This is a genomic window from Pseudomonas phytophila, from assembly GCF_025643095.1.
Classification (GTDB): domain Bacteria; phylum Pseudomonadota; class Gammaproteobacteria; order Pseudomonadales; family Pseudomonadaceae; genus Aquipseudomonas; species Aquipseudomonas quasicaspiana.
On sequence record NZ_CP081201.1, the window covers coordinates 3,099,651 to 3,114,845 of the forward strand.

The 15,195-nt window shown below is 54.8% G+C and carries 21 protein-coding genes; 5 read left to right on the forward strand and 16 right to left on the reverse strand.

Annotated elements, in window-relative coordinates; genetic code table 11:
• Positions 1-276 precede the first annotated feature (276 nt).
• Complete coding sequence (locus K3169_RS13880) at positions 277-1,227, forward strand: HEPN domain-containing protein (protein WP_263271973.1); 951 nt, start codon at positions 277-279, stop codon at positions 1,225-1,227.
• Positions 1,228-1,348: 121 nt separating this feature from the next.
• Here K3169_RS13880 and K3169_RS13885 read toward each other — a convergent pair whose 3' ends face one another.
• The 3 genes from K3169_RS13885 to K3169_RS13895 are packed head-to-tail and all read right to left on the reverse strand — an operon-like array spanning position 1,349 to position 2,759.
• A complete protein-coding gene (locus K3169_RS13885; RefSeq protein ID WP_263271975.1) occupies positions 1,349-1,528 on the reverse strand; it encodes a hypothetical protein in 180 nt (59 codons plus the stop codon).
• Positions 1,513-1,839 carry a DUF4406 domain-containing protein gene (locus K3169_RS13890; protein ID WP_263271977.1) on the reverse strand — a complete coding sequence of 109 codons (327 nt, stop codon included), beginning with the start codon at positions 1,837-1,839 and terminating at the stop codon, positions 1,513-1,515. Before K3169_RS13890 ends, K3169_RS13885 begins: the two co-directional genes overlap by 16 nt.
• A complete protein-coding gene (locus K3169_RS13895; protein ID WP_263271978.1) occupies positions 1,836-2,759 on the reverse strand; it encodes a DNA cytosine methyltransferase in 924 nt (307 codons plus the stop codon). Before K3169_RS13895 ends, K3169_RS13890 begins: the two co-directional genes overlap by 4 nt.
• A 35-nt stretch (positions 2,760-2,794) precedes the next feature.
• Here K3169_RS13895 and K3169_RS13900 point away from each other — a divergent pair, with 35 nt between their 5' ends.
• Positions 2,795-3,448, forward strand: a complete 654-nt coding sequence (locus K3169_RS13900) for a hypothetical protein (RefSeq protein ID WP_263271979.1) — start codon at positions 2,795-2,797, stop codon at positions 3,446-3,448.
• A 67-nt stretch (positions 3,449-3,515) separates the two neighbouring features.
• Here K3169_RS13900 and K3169_RS13905 read toward each other — a convergent pair whose 3' ends face one another.
• Positions 3,516-4,799, reverse strand: coding sequence for a DNA-methyltransferase (locus K3169_RS13905; RefSeq protein ID WP_263271980.1), 1,284 nt, complete (start codon positions 4,797-4,799; stop codon positions 3,516-3,518).
• 117 nt (positions 4,800-4,916) lie between these two features.
• On the opposite strand from K3169_RS13905, the gene K3169_RS13910 reads away from it, so the two are divergent.
• Positions 4,917-6,494: a P-loop ATPase, Sll1717 family gene (locus tag K3169_RS13910; protein WP_263271982.1), complete on the forward strand. Its 1,578-nt coding sequence runs from the start codon at positions 4,917-4,919 to the stop codon at positions 6,492-6,494.
• A 347-nt stretch (positions 6,495-6,841) separates the two neighbouring features.
• Positions 6,842-7,054: a hypothetical protein gene (locus tag K3169_RS13915; RefSeq protein WP_263271984.1), complete on the forward strand. Its 213-nt coding sequence runs from the start codon at positions 6,842-6,844 to the stop codon at positions 7,052-7,054.
• Here K3169_RS13915 and K3169_RS13920 read toward each other — a convergent pair.
• Positions 7,051-7,611, reverse strand: coding sequence for a hypothetical protein (locus K3169_RS13920; RefSeq protein ID WP_263271985.1), 561 nt, complete (start codon positions 7,609-7,611; stop codon positions 7,051-7,053). The two genes, K3169_RS13915 and K3169_RS13920, sit on opposite strands and share 4 nt — an antisense overlap.
• 564 nt (positions 7,612-8,175) lie before the next feature.
• Between K3169_RS13920 and K3169_RS13925 the strand changes: the two genes are divergently transcribed.
• Positions 8,176-8,718, forward strand: a complete 543-nt coding sequence (locus tag K3169_RS13925) for a hypothetical protein (RefSeq protein WP_263271987.1) — start codon at positions 8,176-8,178, stop codon at positions 8,716-8,718.
• Between the two features lie 13 nt (positions 8,719-8,731).
• On the opposite strand, the gene K3169_RS13930 is transcribed toward K3169_RS13925, so the two are convergent.
• The 11 genes from K3169_RS13930 to K3169_RS13980 form a co-directional block, all read right to left on the reverse strand.
• Positions 8,732-9,070, reverse strand: a complete 339-nt coding sequence (locus tag K3169_RS13930; RefSeq protein ID WP_263271989.1) for a hypothetical protein — start codon at positions 9,068-9,070, stop codon at positions 8,732-8,734.
• Between the two features lie 81 nt (positions 9,071-9,151).
• Entirely contained in the window at positions 9,152-9,610 is a 459-nt protein-coding gene (locus tag K3169_RS13935) for a hypothetical protein (protein ID WP_263271991.1), read from the reverse strand.
• A complete protein-coding gene (locus K3169_RS13940; RefSeq protein ID WP_263271993.1) occupies positions 9,607-9,840 on the reverse strand; it encodes a hypothetical protein in 234 nt (77 codons plus the stop codon). The genes K3169_RS13935 and K3169_RS13940 overlap by 4 nt, the downstream gene beginning before the upstream one ends.
• On the reverse strand, positions 9,837-11,480 hold the full coding sequence (locus K3169_RS13945) for a YqaJ viral recombinase family protein (protein ID WP_263271995.1): 1,644 nt from the start codon (positions 11,478-11,480) through the stop codon (positions 9,837-9,839). Before K3169_RS13945 ends, K3169_RS13940 begins: the two co-directional genes overlap by 4 nt.
• On the reverse strand, positions 11,477-12,364 hold the full coding sequence (gene recT / locus K3169_RS13950) for a recombinase RecT (protein ID WP_263271996.1): 888 nt from the start codon (positions 12,362-12,364) through the stop codon (positions 11,477-11,479). The genes K3169_RS13945 and recT overlap by 4 nt, the downstream gene beginning before the upstream one ends.
• 214 nt (positions 12,365-12,578) lie before the next feature.
• Positions 12,579-12,758 (reverse strand): hypothetical protein, encoded by a 180-nt coding sequence (locus K3169_RS13955; RefSeq protein ID WP_263271998.1) that lies wholly within the window; start codon positions 12,756-12,758, stop codon positions 12,579-12,581.
• Positions 12,755-12,982 carry a hypothetical protein gene (locus tag K3169_RS13960; protein ID WP_263272000.1) on the reverse strand — a complete coding sequence of 76 codons (228 nt, stop codon included), beginning with the start codon at positions 12,980-12,982 and terminating at the stop codon, positions 12,755-12,757. The genes K3169_RS13955 and K3169_RS13960 overlap by 4 nt, the downstream gene beginning before the upstream one ends.
• Positions 12,979-13,224, reverse strand: a complete 246-nt coding sequence (locus K3169_RS13965; protein ID WP_263272002.1) for a hypothetical protein — start codon at positions 13,222-13,224, stop codon at positions 12,979-12,981. The genes K3169_RS13960 and K3169_RS13965 overlap by 4 nt, the downstream gene beginning before the upstream one ends.
• A gap of 533 nt (positions 13,225-13,757) precedes the next feature.
• Positions 13,758-13,943 carry a hypothetical protein gene (locus K3169_RS13970; RefSeq protein WP_263272004.1) on the reverse strand — a complete coding sequence of 62 codons (186 nt, stop codon included), beginning with the start codon at positions 13,941-13,943 and terminating at the stop codon, positions 13,758-13,760.
• Between the two features lie 126 nt (positions 13,944-14,069).
• On the reverse strand, positions 14,070-14,237 hold the full coding sequence (locus K3169_RS13975; RefSeq protein ID WP_263272006.1) for a hypothetical protein: 168 nt from the start codon (positions 14,235-14,237) through the stop codon (positions 14,070-14,072).
• A 542-nt stretch (positions 14,238-14,779) separates the two neighbouring features.
• Positions 14,780-15,028, reverse strand: a complete 249-nt coding sequence (locus K3169_RS13980) for a DUF1654 domain-containing protein (protein WP_263272008.1) — start codon at positions 15,026-15,028, stop codon at positions 14,780-14,782.
• Between the last annotated feature and the right edge of the window lie 167 nt (positions 15,029-15,195).

The following is a 15,195-nucleotide window of genomic DNA, read 5'->3' on the forward strand; positions in this document are numbered from 1 at the left end:
TCCCGTAAGCACGATCGCGTTCCAGAGCTTCGGGTAGTTGGAGTGCAGGTCATTGCGGATGTGGTTAAGCCGCATCCCCATGCGCCACCGCAGCGGACGGGTTGTGTCGCCTTCACGCAGCGGTTCGGTTATGAGCTTTCCAAGTTGTTTGAGCATAGGAAGACCTCGCCCGCCGATCACCGGCAGGATTTAGTTCAGGGAAGTGAAGTTTGTATCCGCGTTCTGAGGCTATAATGTTTGAAGTAGCTGAACCGTTTTATATTAAAAGGAGTGAGTATGAGGGAGGTTTCATTAATTACAACGTTCAGGTGGCTGAAGGTGTCTGCTCCGCCAGGGGTCTATGAGATCATGCCAACAGTAAATATTATTGTTGGGGATGAGTTGGTCGCGAAATATTTGAATGCGGAGTTTCAGAAGGCTGCTGGTGAAATTGAGTATCAGCATTTTAAGCAGGCCAACCATCTTGTAGTTAGTCTTCCGGAAGAAGTCGAGTATTGGGACGACTTTGTTAGTGGTGAAGAAATTTTGCATTGTTGGATGGTGTGGGTTGATTGGGCTTTACAGGATTCATGGCTTGTTAAGGATAATTGTTTTATCTCTGAAGTCGCATATTGTAGGTCAAAGCTAAGTGGCGAATATAGATGGTCTAACAACAGTTTATATACTCAGGCATCAGCCTCTGATGGGGATAGGCAGCGTTCTGTCGAGTTTGTTGAGTCCGATATAAAGTACTGGTCTGAAAGACTTAACTCGCTTCGCTCTCATCTTGACGGGAAGGGATACTCAATCCTTACGCCGGTGCTGTCAAAAAAGGCCACTCGTTTTGACAGATTTTTAAGTTTTACCCAAATCGCCCGTAGATCCAGTACTCCAGCAATGAAAATTGCTCAAATGTGCAGTGCGCTAGAAAGCCTTTTTTCTACGAGTACGACAGAATTGACGCATAGACTATCTGAACGGGTCGCATTTTTTGCTGGAGAGAATCCGGAGGACAAAGAATTAATTTATCAACTCATGAAGAAAGCCTATGGGGTCCGCTCTCAAGTTACCCATGGTTCTCACATTAGCAGTGCGCTTTCCGGATTAGCTCCAGAGCTAAGTTCGAAACTGCTAGACTTGCTACGAAAAATCACATTCAAAGTCTTGGAGGACCCTCACTCAGCTGATGTTGTGTATGGTGACGATGAGTTCATCGAAAATCATTTCAGGCGGTGCTTGTTTTTCTGACTTGCAGGCCAGATTTCGCGAAGCGGGGGCGCAGGAGATAGAGTGTAAACGTTAGCTCGGTAAGCAGCTCTCCATCGCAGTGTCAGGCTGCCTGCCGATGACGACCGTTATGATTTTTCACTCATACAGCCTCCTGCGGATAAGTCTGCTGACCCTTTGCGCCCTGCAGCGCATCAATGCCAGCCTGTTGAATGGCGCGACCGAGCAGCAAAGCCTCTTGAGGCGTAACGCTGCGTGGCAGTTCTTCGAAGATGATCAGCTGTCGGTTGTGGGCGTGGGTGACAGTCAGAGGCTTGAGCATGGTTGCACCTGGTATTCGGTGATGGTGTGCGCCGGGCTGTCGCGAATGCCCAGGCGATTGGCGATGTATACTTCCAGCTGTGCGCCATGCGATTTGTCCCAGCCTGGCAGGGTGGCCACGTGGTCGCAGGTCACGAGCAGGGCCACGTCGCGGCGCATGCATTCCTCCCACGTTCCGCCGTCCGGGTTGATCTCGGCGGGGTTGACCACATCGAAGCCCAGGCCGCGAAGGCGTTCGGCCTCGGCGAAAAAGTCGGGGAAGTTGTATTCGGGCAGGCCAGTCATCGGCCCGCTGATATAGATTCGCTTCATGCTGCCTCCATGAGAGCCTCGATAACCCGTTGCCCTGCCAGTGGCGGTACTGCGTTGCCAGCCATGTGCATGGTTAGGCGGTGGCTGGCAGGGCGAAGGGTGTCTACCGGAAAGGACTGGGCGGCCAAGGCCTCGTTGGCGCTTAGCATCCTCATCTCATCGCCGCGAACCAGAGCCCAGCGGTCTAATGTGGTGATCGTCCCGATCGGGCGCGCCATGTCTCTTCCGGTCAAGCCAGAACCTTTTCCGTAGTAGGGCATGATGAACTGGTCGCCGAATCTGGCCCGGCCGTTGCGCACTCGGTCAAGAGTCGCTTGGGCGCGGCCAGGCTTTTCAATTGCTGACCAGCGGCCGGCATCAAATTCCAGGAAGCTCGCCGCAGGAACGTGCCGCTCACGCATAAGATTCAACATCAGTGGCGCTCGGCTTCTGGTCAGCACCAGAAACAACCTGACGCGATGCTGGGGCACCCCGAGGTCAGCGCAGTCAAAAATGTGCGGCGCAACCTGATAACCGAGCGCCTGGACAGCGGCCAGCCATGCCGGGTAAAGAGTCCACTCGAGAAACTCGACTACGTTTTCGAGAAGTCCGGCTTCGGGCCGGTGAAATTCCAGTGCCGACACAACCGCCCATGCAGTTGATCTGCTGGAGTCATGATTTGGATTACCTGACTTCTTGCCTCTGGCCCTCGAATGGCCTTGGCAACATGGTGAAGCCAGTAGCAGGTCGTGACCGGGAACATGTTCCCAGCGGGCCTGATGCAAATCCTGGCAGATGTGTTGTGTGCCTGGATGATTTGCGGCATGCCACTCGACCGCAACCGGCCAGTGGTTGGCGGCCCAGAGAACCTCGACACCCGCATTGCGGGCGCCTGTGGACCATCCGCCGAGACCGGAGAACAAATCGATAGCTGTGGTCATGTTATTCTGCTCTGCTGTTTAAAAGGAGTTTTGTAATGGCAAAAGTTTTGGCTTGGGTAGGGGTGATTGCGACCACTGCCTATCTCCTGTGTATCTGGTGGTTAGTCGGTGACCGCATCCATTGTCTAAAGGTCATGGAGTTGAACGAGGTTGGTGATTTTCTGGCCGGTGCGTTTGGCCCGCTTGCGATTCTCTGGCTGGTACTAGGCTTCTTTCAACAAGGAGTAGAGCTTCGTCAGGGTACCCAGGCTTTACTTCTGCAAGCTAAAGAACTAAAGGAGTCTGTGAACCAGCAGACTTATCTAGTGGAGGCACAGAATCGCAGCCTCCAAAATCACGAGCAGTCTCTAGAACCTCTTTTGTCGCTGACTTACGTTGGAGAAGTTGGCGGGGAAGGCGAAATGCTTGAGCGTTTCAAACTGACCAATGATGGACAGTATTGTGAGGCGATCACGGTACAAGCGAGCGCTGGGGAAAGAGAGTGTAAAGTTGCTCTAGAACCGCTTATTAAGGGCGAGAGCAGGGAGTTCTATTTGGATTACGAGATGGGGTCAGAAATCAATGTCTCCGTGTACTACAACCGCGGGAGCGGCCGACAGGGTATGCAGTTATTTACACTTACATTGGATTATGATGGAGGAGATTACTGGTACTCCGTCTCGAAAAAACCAACCCAGGTATTGATTTAATATTGAGCTATACAGCTAAGCTCGACCAGCTTACGTGTGTGTTTAAATCGTAGACGTGGGGGGGACGCTAAGCGCTAAAAAGGCTGAGCTGCTGTTCTTGCAAGTGCTGCTCTTGCTGCTGGCGCTGACTCTTTGCTTTGGCGTAGGCGATTCGTGCAGTGGCGATCGCCATGTACGCGGCGTCCTGCTCGATCCCGATGAAGTCGAAACCCTCGAGTACTGCTGCCTTGCCGGTACTGCCCGAACCCATGAAGGGGTCAAGCGCTTTGCCACCTGGTGGAGTGACGAGCCGGAGCAGGTAGGCCATCAGTTCCGTGGGCTTTACCGTGGGGTGGTTGTTGCCCTTTGTGTCAGTGGTTTCGACCTTTCGAAGTGTGGTGCCCTGTTTGAACTGTGGGCCGGGATCGATAAGGCCTTCGTGGCGATCTGCCCGACTGGTCTTGGCGCAGTAGTAGAAGCGGGCGGCGCTGCCTGTATCGCCGTGAAATGCCCCCTCGACGCGGGAGTACTCGCCATACGTGTACTTGTCCGGCGAACTGCTCTCTGTTCCTTTAACTGGCGCTGCTGCTCCCGCCTCGGCTGGGAACATGGCGACAACCACGTCGCTTCCGTCGTGGATTAGGTTCGCTGGCCATCGCCCTGGCTTCATGACTCCAACGAACTGGACATCCTGCTTGTAAGATCCTGTCGCGTTTACCACATGACCCGGTGCCATTCGCTTTTGGGAGTACTCGCCGCCCTTGGCGTCATCCGCGTGAATGCGGCATGCATCGATGTTAATTGCGCCGGTTCCGTGCTCGGCCACGTTGGCAGCGGCAGTGCCGGGGAACGGCTTGCGCGCCATGCAGATCGGCTCATGTGCTGGCTTGAGTGCGGTGCCCCAGCCTGCGCGATCGCCTTTCAGGTTGTGCGACTTCGGAAAGCCGGAGCCGAAAACCCACATGATCTGGTCGCGGATCTCAAACCCCGCCATTTCGATGCCCACCGCCATGTGGTGGTAGGTGCGTGCTGCGGCGAAAGAAAGCAGGTGCCCGCCAGGCTTGAGCACTCGCAGCGCTTCGGTGGCCCATTCAAATGTGAAGGCTTGAAAGGCGCGCATGCCCGCTGGCGTCAGGTCATATTTACCAGCCTCCGCCGCGATCGAGCGGTGACCGCCATTCGGCCCGCAAGCCCCTGCGTGTGACGGCATGCTTGCCCGGTAGTTAGCGCGGTCCTCGATGTCTTGGCCATCCCAGCTTTTGCCCATGAATCGGATACCGTAGGGCGGGTCCGTTATAACGCTATCAACCGAGTTTGCGGGCAGTCCGCGCATCACCTCCAGGCAGTCGCCCAGGTGCAGTTCGTAATCCATGGTCGATCTCCATGCATGCGCCGCCCTCCGTGTTCGGATACGACATAGTGGCTATTTGGATTGAGTTGAGGTATTACGGGGAACCGGCATGGAGCCGGAAATTACAGGAGCTGGATTGTGAGAGCTGACACGCCGAGCATTGAAGACTTGATGATGTCGTTGCAGTACTACGTCCCTACAGGAACCGCGGAGGGTGAGAAGTACATTTTGCAAGAGGCGTTTGTACAGACGCATGAATATGCGGATATCATCGCTCCTCCAATTGGCAGTCCTAGGCTCCTTGTTGGGAAGAAAGGCTCTGGCAAGAGTGCAATTCTTGATTTCACACTCCGATTTCTCAAGGATGCAGGTCTACCAGGTCTCCTGATCAAACCTCTAAACCTAGAGTTATCGGCGATGGGCGATAATGCGTCCTCCGGAGAACTGACGCGTATAGCTTACAATGCCATTATGAAGGCGGTATCCGAAGAGATTGCTAAGCAATTACCTTTAATGGTTACCGGAGAAAATGCCGAGCTATTGGAGTCGGCTATTGCCTCCGGCGTAGTCAAACCCGACTTTGTGTCGAAATTCGTCCGTGTTCTTAATGGATTTTCAAAGCCGTTCACTGGTTACGATTTTTCGTCGTTACTGCCCTCAGCTACAATCACTAGCTGTAAGCGGCTTGAGAGGTTAGTGAAATCTAATATCGATACATCGAAAGAAGCTTTTTATATTCTAATCGATGATACTGATCAAGTGGCAAATCCGGGAACAAAGAATCATCTTAATCGCATTTGGGCATGCATTTTAGCAGCCCGAGAGCTTACTTTGAATAACGATAGGATCCGCTGTGTCATCACCCTGCGAGATGAGGTTTGGCGAGCTCTTGAGAAAGAAGGGTCCGGGCAAAGAGATCAGATAGACCATTTTCGCCCACTAGTCTATCAGGTAAACCCCTCGCTAGAGCACGTACAAAGCATAATCGAAAAACGACTTATATTGGCTGCCAAGCGCGCTGGGCACGAAACAATAGACGCGAACTACTCACTTTTTTTTGAAGGCGACATGCCCAGAATGCCTTTCAGTGAAAAGCGAAGTAGCTGGCCTGATCTAATTAGATCTCGATCGCGTGAAAGACCAAGGGATGCAGTGCAACTGGTGAACATGATGGTAAAGGTTGCGCTCAAAGACGACGCTAAAAAAATTGATGATGATATTTTGTCAGCTGTGATGCCTATTTATTCTAAGGAGCGAGCTGAGCTTGTGGCCGGTGAGTACGAGGCTGAGTGTCCCCAATTGATTCACGTTATACGTTCGCTCCATAAAATCGACTACAAACATGGGTCTTTTTTAGCCGATACCGAGGCGGTCAGGACACACTTGATCCAAATGCAAAGCGGTTTCACGGTTGTGATTAATGGAGTCGCGCTTAAGCCGTCACGTGAAGAAGATGTATTATCGCTTTGGTCGCTTCTATTTCAAGCAGGTGTCTTTTACCCCCGAGTTTCTGACTCTCGCCAGAAAGAGGGATATCGTTTCGTGTTCCCCCATGAGGAACCTGGGCTCGTGACCAAAGCCCGATGGAATGATCTTCAACAAATTTTATGGGAAATACACCCAGCGTTCCGCGACTATCTGATCACCGAACAAAAAGAGCATGGCGCTCGCTTTGGCTTGGCTTCCAAGCCTAGTCGGTCAAAGGCGAAGCGTTAAACGATATTCTGCCTGACAACCGCAGCACTCGGCCACTGCAGTTATGCAGTGGTTGATGTGACTTGCTCTCGGTATAGAGGGAGTGTCTATACTCGGATAATCATTGCAGTACATCGTTCCGCGAATAGTTCCTTTCCAAAGGCTAAATCGTTCGTTGGTGCTGACTTAGTTATGTCCAGCGTGAAAAATACTCATATGTGTAATCTCCCACAGTGCGGTGTGATTCGGGGAGGTGACCTGTTAGGTGTGAGACCGACGCCGCTCCGGAATAACCGTTATAGCCATTAGGTTTAATGCGCAGCGCACTGCCGTTCTAAGCTCATATCTCAACCCAGGAGGGCATCGAGATGGAAGACATACGCGTGTACCAGTTGAAGCAGGCGCTGCTAGCTGTGTTCTCTACAGCGGCGAGCATGGGTATCGACATAGACGTGCTGGTCGAGGAGGCGGTGAGCAACCTGGTGGACGAGGAGCATCTGGGGTGGTTCGACATCTGCCCGTCCGGCGCGGTGTTGGAGCTGCTTTACTGCCGCGACCTGGTAGAGGGGGATGTGGATTAAGCAGCTTTGCGCATTTCCAACACTGCTTGCCGTGCTGCCTGAAGTTCGCTTGAAAGGATCTCTTCTGCGCCCTCGATTGATTCGCCGTCCGGTTTGAGCTGAAAGCCAAGGTGCAGATACACGATACCTTCGTGCTCGAAGAACACACCGCCACTGAGCCACACGCTCCCCCAGTCGACCCCGAGCAACTTCCACACATCGTCCTTGCTGATGCGTGGTGGGCAGTGTTCTTCCCACATAGCGGCGAGGCGGGCGTGCTCAACCTTGTATGCCGAGCGGGCCTCTTTGGATGCGCCTTTCTCTGGCTTGGCCGCGTTACGCAAAGCTCGGTACCCGTAGTCATCCGGCCGACGCCAGTAGACATCCAACTCGCGGCTGTCGCTGATCTTCACGCCACCGACATAGCTATCGTTGCCCGAGGACATCGGCGATCCATGGCCGCCGAAGACATCCTTTAGTTTCATGCGCTTTGCATCGAAGTCAGCGCGTTTCGCGTCCCACGCCTGGACGGCGGCCAGAACTGAGGGCGCTGTGGATTTGTAGAAGTAATCGCTCATGTCAATCTCCGTGCATATGGCGCGCCCGTCTTAACGGGTGCGATACTAAAAAATAATGATGGCGGATTGCTATTTTTGAATGGGCAGTGTTAGCATCAATGGATGTGGCCAACACTTGGCCCAACCGAGTCGATGCAAGCGGTTTTCAACGTGAAGTCCATCGATGTGTTATCTGTTCTGTCTGGCCTCGTAACCTTGTTTGTTTTCATTAATGACAATGCTTATTGGGGGATGTTTATGGCAGTACTACCAATGTTGACCTGTGCTGGGGCTGTGCTGCGGGACCATGCAATAGCAGAGAAGTATTGGCGGACGAATCGTTTTGCTTGATAGATAGCCACCGGGAAACCGGGCCCCGCGCCACAAATATGAAGGGCTGACTTGTTCAGCCCTTTTTTATGCTCGCGATTCGGCGCCTCCTCATCCGTAACCGGTTGCGAGACAGTGGTTACTTTGTCTTGGGTAGGCTATCTGTCGTTTAGAAAGACATCCTGCTAGGAGCAGAAATTGACGATAGAAAATATGGTAGTAACGTTGAACCGAGTCCCGGAGATACGAGCAATAGTGGATACCGGTACAGACTGGACGGTCGTGTTCGGTTTCGCGCTTACTGCAGTCGCGGTACTGGTAGGTGCCTGGGTTTCGATATATACATTCAAGCGCACCGCGCGTAGCCAGATGACACTCGCGAAAGCCGTGGCGCTCAAGGAGAGCCGTCAAGCTTGGATCAACGAACTGCGCGAGACGTGCGCTGAGTTTATAGCCACAATTAGTGCGATGCAGGCTCACGCGACTGGTGCTGAGACTCACGGGAAATTCATTCAGGCCGTAAAAGAGCACGATCAAGCGGCCGCCGCGGGTTTGAAAGAGTCGTGGGAAGCAGAGAAGAGAAAGCTATTGATGGCTGCCTTTTCACTAAACGCGAAAATACATCTCCTTTCCAATCCGAGCGAACCAGCCTTTCAGCGCCTAAACGCCGAAGCACTCAAGGCTTTAGAACTTGCCAACTCTCCAGGAAGCGATGCTTACCTGACCTGCGGAAGAATTGTCGAATTAGCTCAGCAAATTCTGAAAACCGAGTGGAATCGTGCAAAAGAGATGCAATGACCAGCCCTGACGACTAGGCTGGCCTTTCGATTTCGTCATCTTCATCCTGATCAGGGTTGTTCGAGATGCATCTGACGCCGTGATCGTAAATCTCACGCGCCACGGATTCGCTGACTATGATTTCGTGGCGCGGATATTTCAGAAACTGCGAAAGATCCTCATCACCCATCAAGTCCATCTTCAGGATGGCGACCTGCAGAAGCTCACTGGTTTCGATATCGTCGGCGCGAGCCCTGAGCCTTTTCAGGGCCTCCTCAATGCCAGGCCGAACCCTGTGGCGCAGTTCCTTCTCGGCGAATTTGGCTCGCTTGGCGGCGAGCTTCTCGTTCCGCTGGTTCTGATCCATAGCCATAACCTGACTCCTTCAAACCGCTTGGCGGCAGATGTATATGCTGCTGACGCAGGCCGTGCCGGACGCGAGATTTAATCCGCTTCATGCTGCTTTCACCTGGTGCCAGGCCCCGGCCGTGTAGAACAGACTTGCCGCCCGCGCCTCGTCCAGTAAAACCTGAGCAGGTACAGCAATCCAACCCGATGCCACCAAGTGGCTCTGATTGCAGCTATCGCGCAGCTCCAAGTAATAGTGCTCGATCGCATCCGTCAGGCTCTCGACCTTGTAGATGCCCTCGGGCGATATCTCTACTGACTTCACATACTCAACGCCGCGGTCGTCCCGACACATGGCGCTGATGTAGATCGTCCAGCGGTAGGAGAAGTCGAAGAGCGCGTTCGCGATCGCCAGACTGCGGATCTGCTTGTGGCTCTTCCAGTTCACCATGATCTGCAGGCCACTCGGATCGATGTTCACGACGGCGACATGGTTTGTGTTGACCAGGGCGCGGCAACTGCGCTCGGCGCGTGCAAAGCAGTTATTCGCTTTGCGCCGTTTCATATCGAGGCCGCCATCTTGCGCAGCGTGCCTCGCTCAGTGCGGCTGAGCCCTGGCTTCTTCCGCTTGAGCACCGTCTCAGGATCGATGGTGCTCTTTCGGATTGGGGGAAGTGGATGATCCGGAACGCCCGGGCCGATCTGCATCTGACCACCAGATGCAAAGAAGGCAGCTTTCGCCGCCTCCAGTTGAGATTGCCGCTGGTTGGCGGCAAGAATGAAGTTGTCTGTCACGCTGCCACCTGCTCCAGGGTTACCCCCGGCATTTTGAATTCCGAGCCTTGCGACTCGACAAGGTCGTCGAGGTTCTGCCAGTTGACCGTGAGGACCGAAATAGGGGCTTGCCCAGCGGCCACGGCTTTTACCAGTGCCTCCAAGTCAGTTACACGTGCTTCGAGGCGCGTAGGCTTGGGCTGAACCTTGGCGGATGGAACCGCGCTTACTCGTGCAACTGGCGGCGACTTTTCAACCACCGGTGCTGGCTTGGTAGCCACCGCTGGCTGAGCTCGCTGAGCGGCTGCTTGGCGCTGAGCCTCCTCATCGTCAAGACGTTTCTTCTCTTCTTGGCGGATTCGCTCGCGCTGGTCTTCCTCTTTCTTTTGCTCAGCCAGCTTGTGTTCGTTAATGCGGACCTTGATCAGGGCGACCAGGTCGTCATTAGCTTTCAGCACCAGTTGCTGGATGTCGTTGAACAGAAAGTTGTAGTCAGATGCGTGTTCGGCAAGGCTGGTCAGATTTAAGCGGATGCTGTCGGCGCGCTGACTTGCATCGATCTTTGCCCGTGAAAGCTCAGTGTCTACAGCGTCCTGCAGGCTCGCGATGGTGCGCTTGTTCTTCATTGCGCCCGCGAAATCGACCGGCGTAACTGGCAGAGTCACCCGCCCCAGAGTCTTGTTGATTGCGGCGATGTGATCAGCCAAGGCAAGCTCGGCTTTCTGCTTAATGCTGGTTTTGACCAGCAGTTCTTGGGCCTTGACCAACTTGTCTACCTTAAGCCGGGTTTCCCTGGCATGGCCGCTGATTCGATCCAGCGATGAGAAGAGTTCGGCAATGGTCGCGGTTTGTGACAGCGCCTGCTTTTTCGCCGCGGTCACAGCCTCTTCGACATCGCCGCACCACTTCACAGCTTTTTTTGCGTCCGCGAAGTCTTGATCGGTTTCCAGTGTGGTTTTCACCGAGTCGATGACGGCGAGAGCCGACTCTTCGAACACTTTGAGGTTGCTGGCGGTAACCATGCCTGTCAGTTCGATTTTCAACGCAGGCAGTTCGTCTGGTGCTTTACCGACAACTATCGATGGTGTGTTTGCCAGTTCAAAGCTGGCCAAGTCCTGTTCGAACTGTTTCCAGCCATCGACCAGTTGCGCAGCTCGGCCCGGCACCGGTCGGTACTCCATTGAGACGAAGTTCTGCTCCGTGCCGTCCGAGCAAACGAAGATGACGCGCTCTGCGCCGCTCACAAGCAACTGTTGCTCGAGCTGCCAGTAGTAATGGGGAGCTAGGTCTCCAGCGCGCACTTGGGCAGCCAGCGATTCATTCCAGAGCTTATGCTCGAACAATGTCTCGCCCATCATCGTCGCGCCGTCCATTGAGGCCAGCAGGTTGCCGCTTGTGCCCACGACCGGGTAAAGCTCTTCGCCGATCATGACCTCTACCAAAGGTCGGGCGAGGGCTTCAGTCGCATGCCCCTTATCGAAGATCCGCTGCGTCTGCGGCGTCACGTCCGGCGCAATACCGGTCTTCTTCAGGGTCAGCAGTTCGGTGCGGCTTTGATACTTGGAAGCACCCATCATGGCTGGCGCTTCTGAGGCGGTGAAATGCTCGGCGCGAAGTGCGAGCCACTCGGCGGAACCTTGCGCTACGTTATGGATTTTCATGCTGCGGCACCTTCGAGTGGATTCAGTTGATTGATGGCGTCGGTCTGCTCGTCAGTAAGCGTGTACTTGCTGCTGACGGTTGCGATTAGGTGTTCAGGTGACGATCTGCCTGCCTCGACGGCCAAGCGCCACTTAGGCAGGTTCTCGGCCAGTTTTTCGTCGGGGTAGGGTGGAAGGTCGCCGGGCTCAGCACCGCGTGTCGGCGATACGTCACGCACCCGCGGTGCGCTTTCTTCCAGTTCGTCAGGGCTGTAAACGCCGAGGATCACGTCAGGGCAGTACAGTCGCGACCAGCGTTTGGTTGCGAGGTAGGCGAGTTGCTGGCGCGGATCGTCAGCCCAAAGGGTGCTGTTGCGCGTCCGGGCCTGAGCGAGCAGTAACTCCAGAACGCGGGGCTCATCTTCGCCGCGGAACGTTGCCCAGACCTTCACGCCAAGGCCTTCTTCGTCGGCCATCTTCCAGCCCGGCTGGCGGTATTCGCCTTTGTCGCCAGTTTTGATAATGAATTTGCCGGTCACCTTTTCCCAGGCACCAAACCATTCGTAATGAAGGCGATCCACGACTGGCGCGCAGGTCGTGATCACTGCGTTAACCAACTGAGCTTCGTAGCCGAGCACGCCATTCACCAGGTGCGTTTTCTGGGCGACAGCGAAGGGATTCATCTTCCATTGCATCGACTGCATCACCACCGCGAGGCAGTCTGCCGAATTGCCGTTGAAGTGCTTCGGCAACGTTGCACGGCCCAGCGCCATGACTTCAGCCAGGCGCATCATCTTGTCGAGACTGTCGCCGTCGAGAACCAAAGCACTGGTGCTGGTTGCGGCATGAGGAAGCACATGGAGGTTCGACTCATGCATGACGGGTGCAACGTTTTGTGCAGACATACGAAATCCTTGCCGCGCTATACGCAGCCTGTTTGATTGAAAAGGGGACTTGAAACTGAACACCGCGCGCTACGCGGCCTGCGTCTTTGACGGTTGTTTGATCAGCCGGTGATGTGCCCGGCGTAAGCGCTGGCGAGCATCCAGATGGTTGAGCCCGTGATGGCGATGGCTGAGCCGCGCCAGATACAGATGCGACGGGCGCGCTGCAGGCGTGTCATCCCCAGCCCTTCATTGGCCGACGCTTCAACCAGTCCGCTTTGATCGGGTAGGGCAGATCGGCGACACGCATGCCGCGGGGCGGGGAGAAGGTGCCGCGCACTTGAGCGGGCTGGGCACGAGCATTGACCTCTTCGATCTGCTCGTCGATCAGCGACTTCACAATTGGCTGACTCATGCGCACCTCCGCATTCTTGCGAGCAGCTCTTCATTTGATCGAGCGCGGATAAACATCAGGCACTGGGTGTAGCGCGTGTACTCTTTGCATTCGATAGCGCTGAGTGCATACGCCATTTCAATCGCCATCTGCGTTTCACAGTGCAGGCTGTAGTCGTCGGCGTTTTCAATCAGCTTCTGAATCCGCGAGTCGATCATGCCGACCGCAATTTCGTACTTGGTCACGCGGCACCTCCTTTTGGTGGGCATATCAGCTCCATCTGAGCGATGCATGCCTGGATGTTTGCTTTCAGCTTCAGCCGACGATCCAGCTCGCGTTCGCGGCGGGCTGTGCGGTCGATAGGGTTGTCGTAGTCGTGGGCGAACTCGTCGTAGCGAGGCTTTTCGTTACCCCACTCATCACGACTGCGCACAGACGCCCGGCCCTGGGCGCTGTCCTGATAACGCTCAAGGTCAAAGTCGGGCATGGTCGCCTCTGTTGGTTGGATCAAATTCACTCGCTCAGCCCTCGGCCGCTCGCTATTGCCGGTGGGCGCGAGGGGAGGGCTGACGAGTGGATTCGGGATGGGGGTAACAGATGGCCGGAGCTGATCCCGGCATGACTATTAGCGGCCTTAGTGACACCGGAGTTTCACCGGGGCGAAGGTTTCAGCCGCTTATTCTTGGACTAGCCGTGGCCATCTGGGCGCTTACTCACTTTACCGGCCACGATTCCCGCGATCCCTCAGGTCTTACACTCGCCCGTCAGCCCGGGCATTCATCTGCTTTGTTGCGTTGATGCAGGGGGCCGCTTTCGCGGTGTGTACTCATCCGCATCGGGGTGTGATCTGCGCTTGTCATCGCAAGGACGCCCATTCAGTACCGGCTCGAGGCCTCAACGCGCTGACAACGCGCCCGGTATGGAGTCGCCTTTGCAGATCACACTCCGATGCAGCCTGGTTAGCATTGAGGCGTTCCAAGGATCGGGCAGTTAACGTCAGGCTGACGTGGCGCTGGTTGTTCATACTGCGGCTTTGCAGTCGGCAGCGGTCATGCGTTGACCGTCTTCCTGTTTAACGACGTGCACGCTGCTGACATAGCCGCGCTCAGCGTTTAGCCGATTGGCTTGGCTGATGCAGATGGCAAGGCCGTCATCGGTAAATACCTGCAGCTCGCCGCGCAGGGTGATGCGAAGGACTTTGTTCATGCTGTGACTCCCGTTGATTTCCAATGCCGCCTCTTAGAATCGGCATCAGTAAATCGCACGCACAAAAAAGCCCGAGCGGGTCGGGCTGTTTGTTATGCAGACGTTCTCAAAAAACTACAGCGAACTTCACCATGCACCAATCCAGATGCCAGTTCCATGCACCGCAGCGACGGGGAAGAAAATTGCTCCGGCAATCAGGAACCCCCAGCTTGCAGTCTTGAAGCAGACAACCACATGGGTAAGCCAAGATGCGACCAGCCAAATCATCGGTGCTACGTAGAATATGCCTTTCATGTGATTTCCTTGTGAGACGAACCGGCAATAATATCATTTTGATAGCTTCCCCATGGAACAGCTAAATGCCGATTTAGTGAAATCCGAAGAGTTGATTTCCCGTCAGCCCCTCGTGAGAAGGGCTGCCAGTGAAATCTGTTATTGCTCACTCCAAGTCGCCTATAGATGTCCTTTTGGCTGGACCTTTCAGGGAGACGGCTTTGAGCGCGCCCCTCGGCCTCACTCGCGTGGCTGATCCTGTGTTCCTGATCTGCTGACGCTTGCTCGGCTTCGAGTCGGCGGGTTCTCCCGCGATATCCAGTTCCAGAGCTGGCATGGCATCGACTATTTGTTGCTCGCACTTACCAGGTGATTCCCGGGGTAGTCGATGGCGAGGTTCTTGAGTTGTTAAAGAGCGGGCGGGCCTTTTCAGTCCCTGTCGCTGTGTTGCTGCGATGGATGAACAATACCGGCGGTATTGCATGTGGTCAATACCTCCGGTCATATATTTCATCGAGGGCGTAAAAAAGCCCGCAACGAAGGCGGGCAAAGAGGGAGTCTAATCAGTCTTCTTTCGGCACGGTCCAGAACAGCTGGATCAGGCCATCGTCCCGATGGGCAATGGTCACGTCATCGTTCTCGGCGATCTCGTCCAGGATGCGATCCCAGTCGGCTGGGTCGTCATTTGCGGACCGCTCCAGCAGTGCTGACTTTGACGTCTGCGCTTTGGACGTGTTGATTGCGCGCTGGATGCGCATCCCCAGCAGCTCGTAGGAGGAGGGTGGTTTCTGTGCTGTCTTCGCTTTCGCCATGAGAGTACTGTCCCGCTATTTCACTGTGTGCATAGACAGTATTTCATGTGAGGCATATAGGCAAGGTAAAAGAGTACGGGTGTACTCTTCTGGCGTTTTAGCAAGAAAAAGCCCGCGATGAGGGAGCGGGCTGACGCCTGATAGTGCCTATGACCAGGGCACGTGGC

What these genes read in the sequence shown, in the direction of transcription:
- K3169_RS13945 (WP_263271995.1), bottom strand. Translation starts at nt 11,480, where the DNA reads ATGAAAATCCATAACGTAGCGCAAGGTTCCGCCGAGTGGCTCGCACTT.
- K3169_RS13955 (WP_263271998.1), bottom strand. Translation starts at nt 12,758, where the DNA reads ATGAGTCAGCCAATTGTGAAGTCGCTGATCGACGAGCAGATCGAAGAG.
- K3169_RS13895 (WP_263271978.1), bottom strand. Translation starts at nt 2,759, where the DNA reads ATGACCACAGCTATCGATTTGTTCTCCGGTCTCGGCGGATGGTCCACA.
- K3169_RS13880 (WP_263271973.1), top strand. Translation starts at nt 277, where the DNA reads ATGAGGGAGGTTTCATTAATTACAACGTTCAGGTGGCTGAAGGTGTCT.
- K3169_RS13885 (WP_263271975.1), bottom strand. Translation starts at nt 1,528, where the DNA reads ATGCTCAAGCCTCTGACTGTCACCCACGCCCACAACCGACAGCTGATC.
- K3169_RS13930 (WP_263271989.1), bottom strand. Translation starts at nt 9,070, where the DNA reads ATGGCTATGGATCAGAACCAGCGGAACGAGAAGCTCGCCGCCAAGCGA.
- K3169_RS13890 (WP_263271977.1), bottom strand. Translation starts at nt 1,839, where the DNA reads ATGAAGCGAATCTATATCAGCGGGCCGATGACTGGCCTGCCCGAATAC.
- K3169_RS13900 (WP_263271979.1), top strand. Translation starts at nt 2,795, where the DNA reads ATGGCAAAAGTTTTGGCTTGGGTAGGGGTGATTGCGACCACTGCCTAT.
- K3169_RS13935 (WP_263271991.1), bottom strand. Translation starts at nt 9,610, where the DNA reads ATGAAACGGCGCAAAGCGAATAACTGCTTTGCACGCGCCGAGCGCAGT.
- K3169_RS13965 (WP_263272002.1), bottom strand. Translation starts at nt 13,224, where the DNA reads ATGCCCGACTTTGACCTTGAGCGTTATCAGGACAGCGCCCAGGGCCGG.
- recT (WP_263271996.1), bottom strand. Translation starts at nt 12,364, where the DNA reads ATGTCTGCACAAAACGTTGCACCCGTCATGCATGAGTCGAACCTCCAT.
- K3169_RS13975 (WP_263272006.1), bottom strand. Translation starts at nt 14,237, where the DNA reads ATGAAAGGCATATTCTACGTAGCACCGATGATTTGGCTGGTCGCATCT.
- K3169_RS13920 (WP_263271985.1), bottom strand. Translation starts at nt 7,611, where the DNA reads ATGAGCGATTACTTCTACAAATCCACAGCGCCCTCAGTTCTGGCCGCC.
- K3169_RS13980 (WP_263272008.1), bottom strand. Translation starts at nt 15,028, where the DNA reads ATGGCGAAAGCGAAGACAGCACAGAAACCACCCTCCTCCTACGAGCTG.
- K3169_RS13970 (WP_263272004.1), bottom strand. Translation starts at nt 13,943, where the DNA reads ATGAACAAAGTCCTTCGCATCACCCTGCGCGGCGAGCTGCAGGTATTT.
- K3169_RS13905 (WP_263271980.1), bottom strand. Translation starts at nt 4,799, where the DNA reads ATGGATTACGAACTGCACCTGGGCGACTGCCTGGAGGTGATGCGCGGA.
- K3169_RS13915 (WP_263271984.1), top strand. Translation starts at nt 6,842, where the DNA reads ATGGAAGACATACGCGTGTACCAGTTGAAGCAGGCGCTGCTAGCTGTG.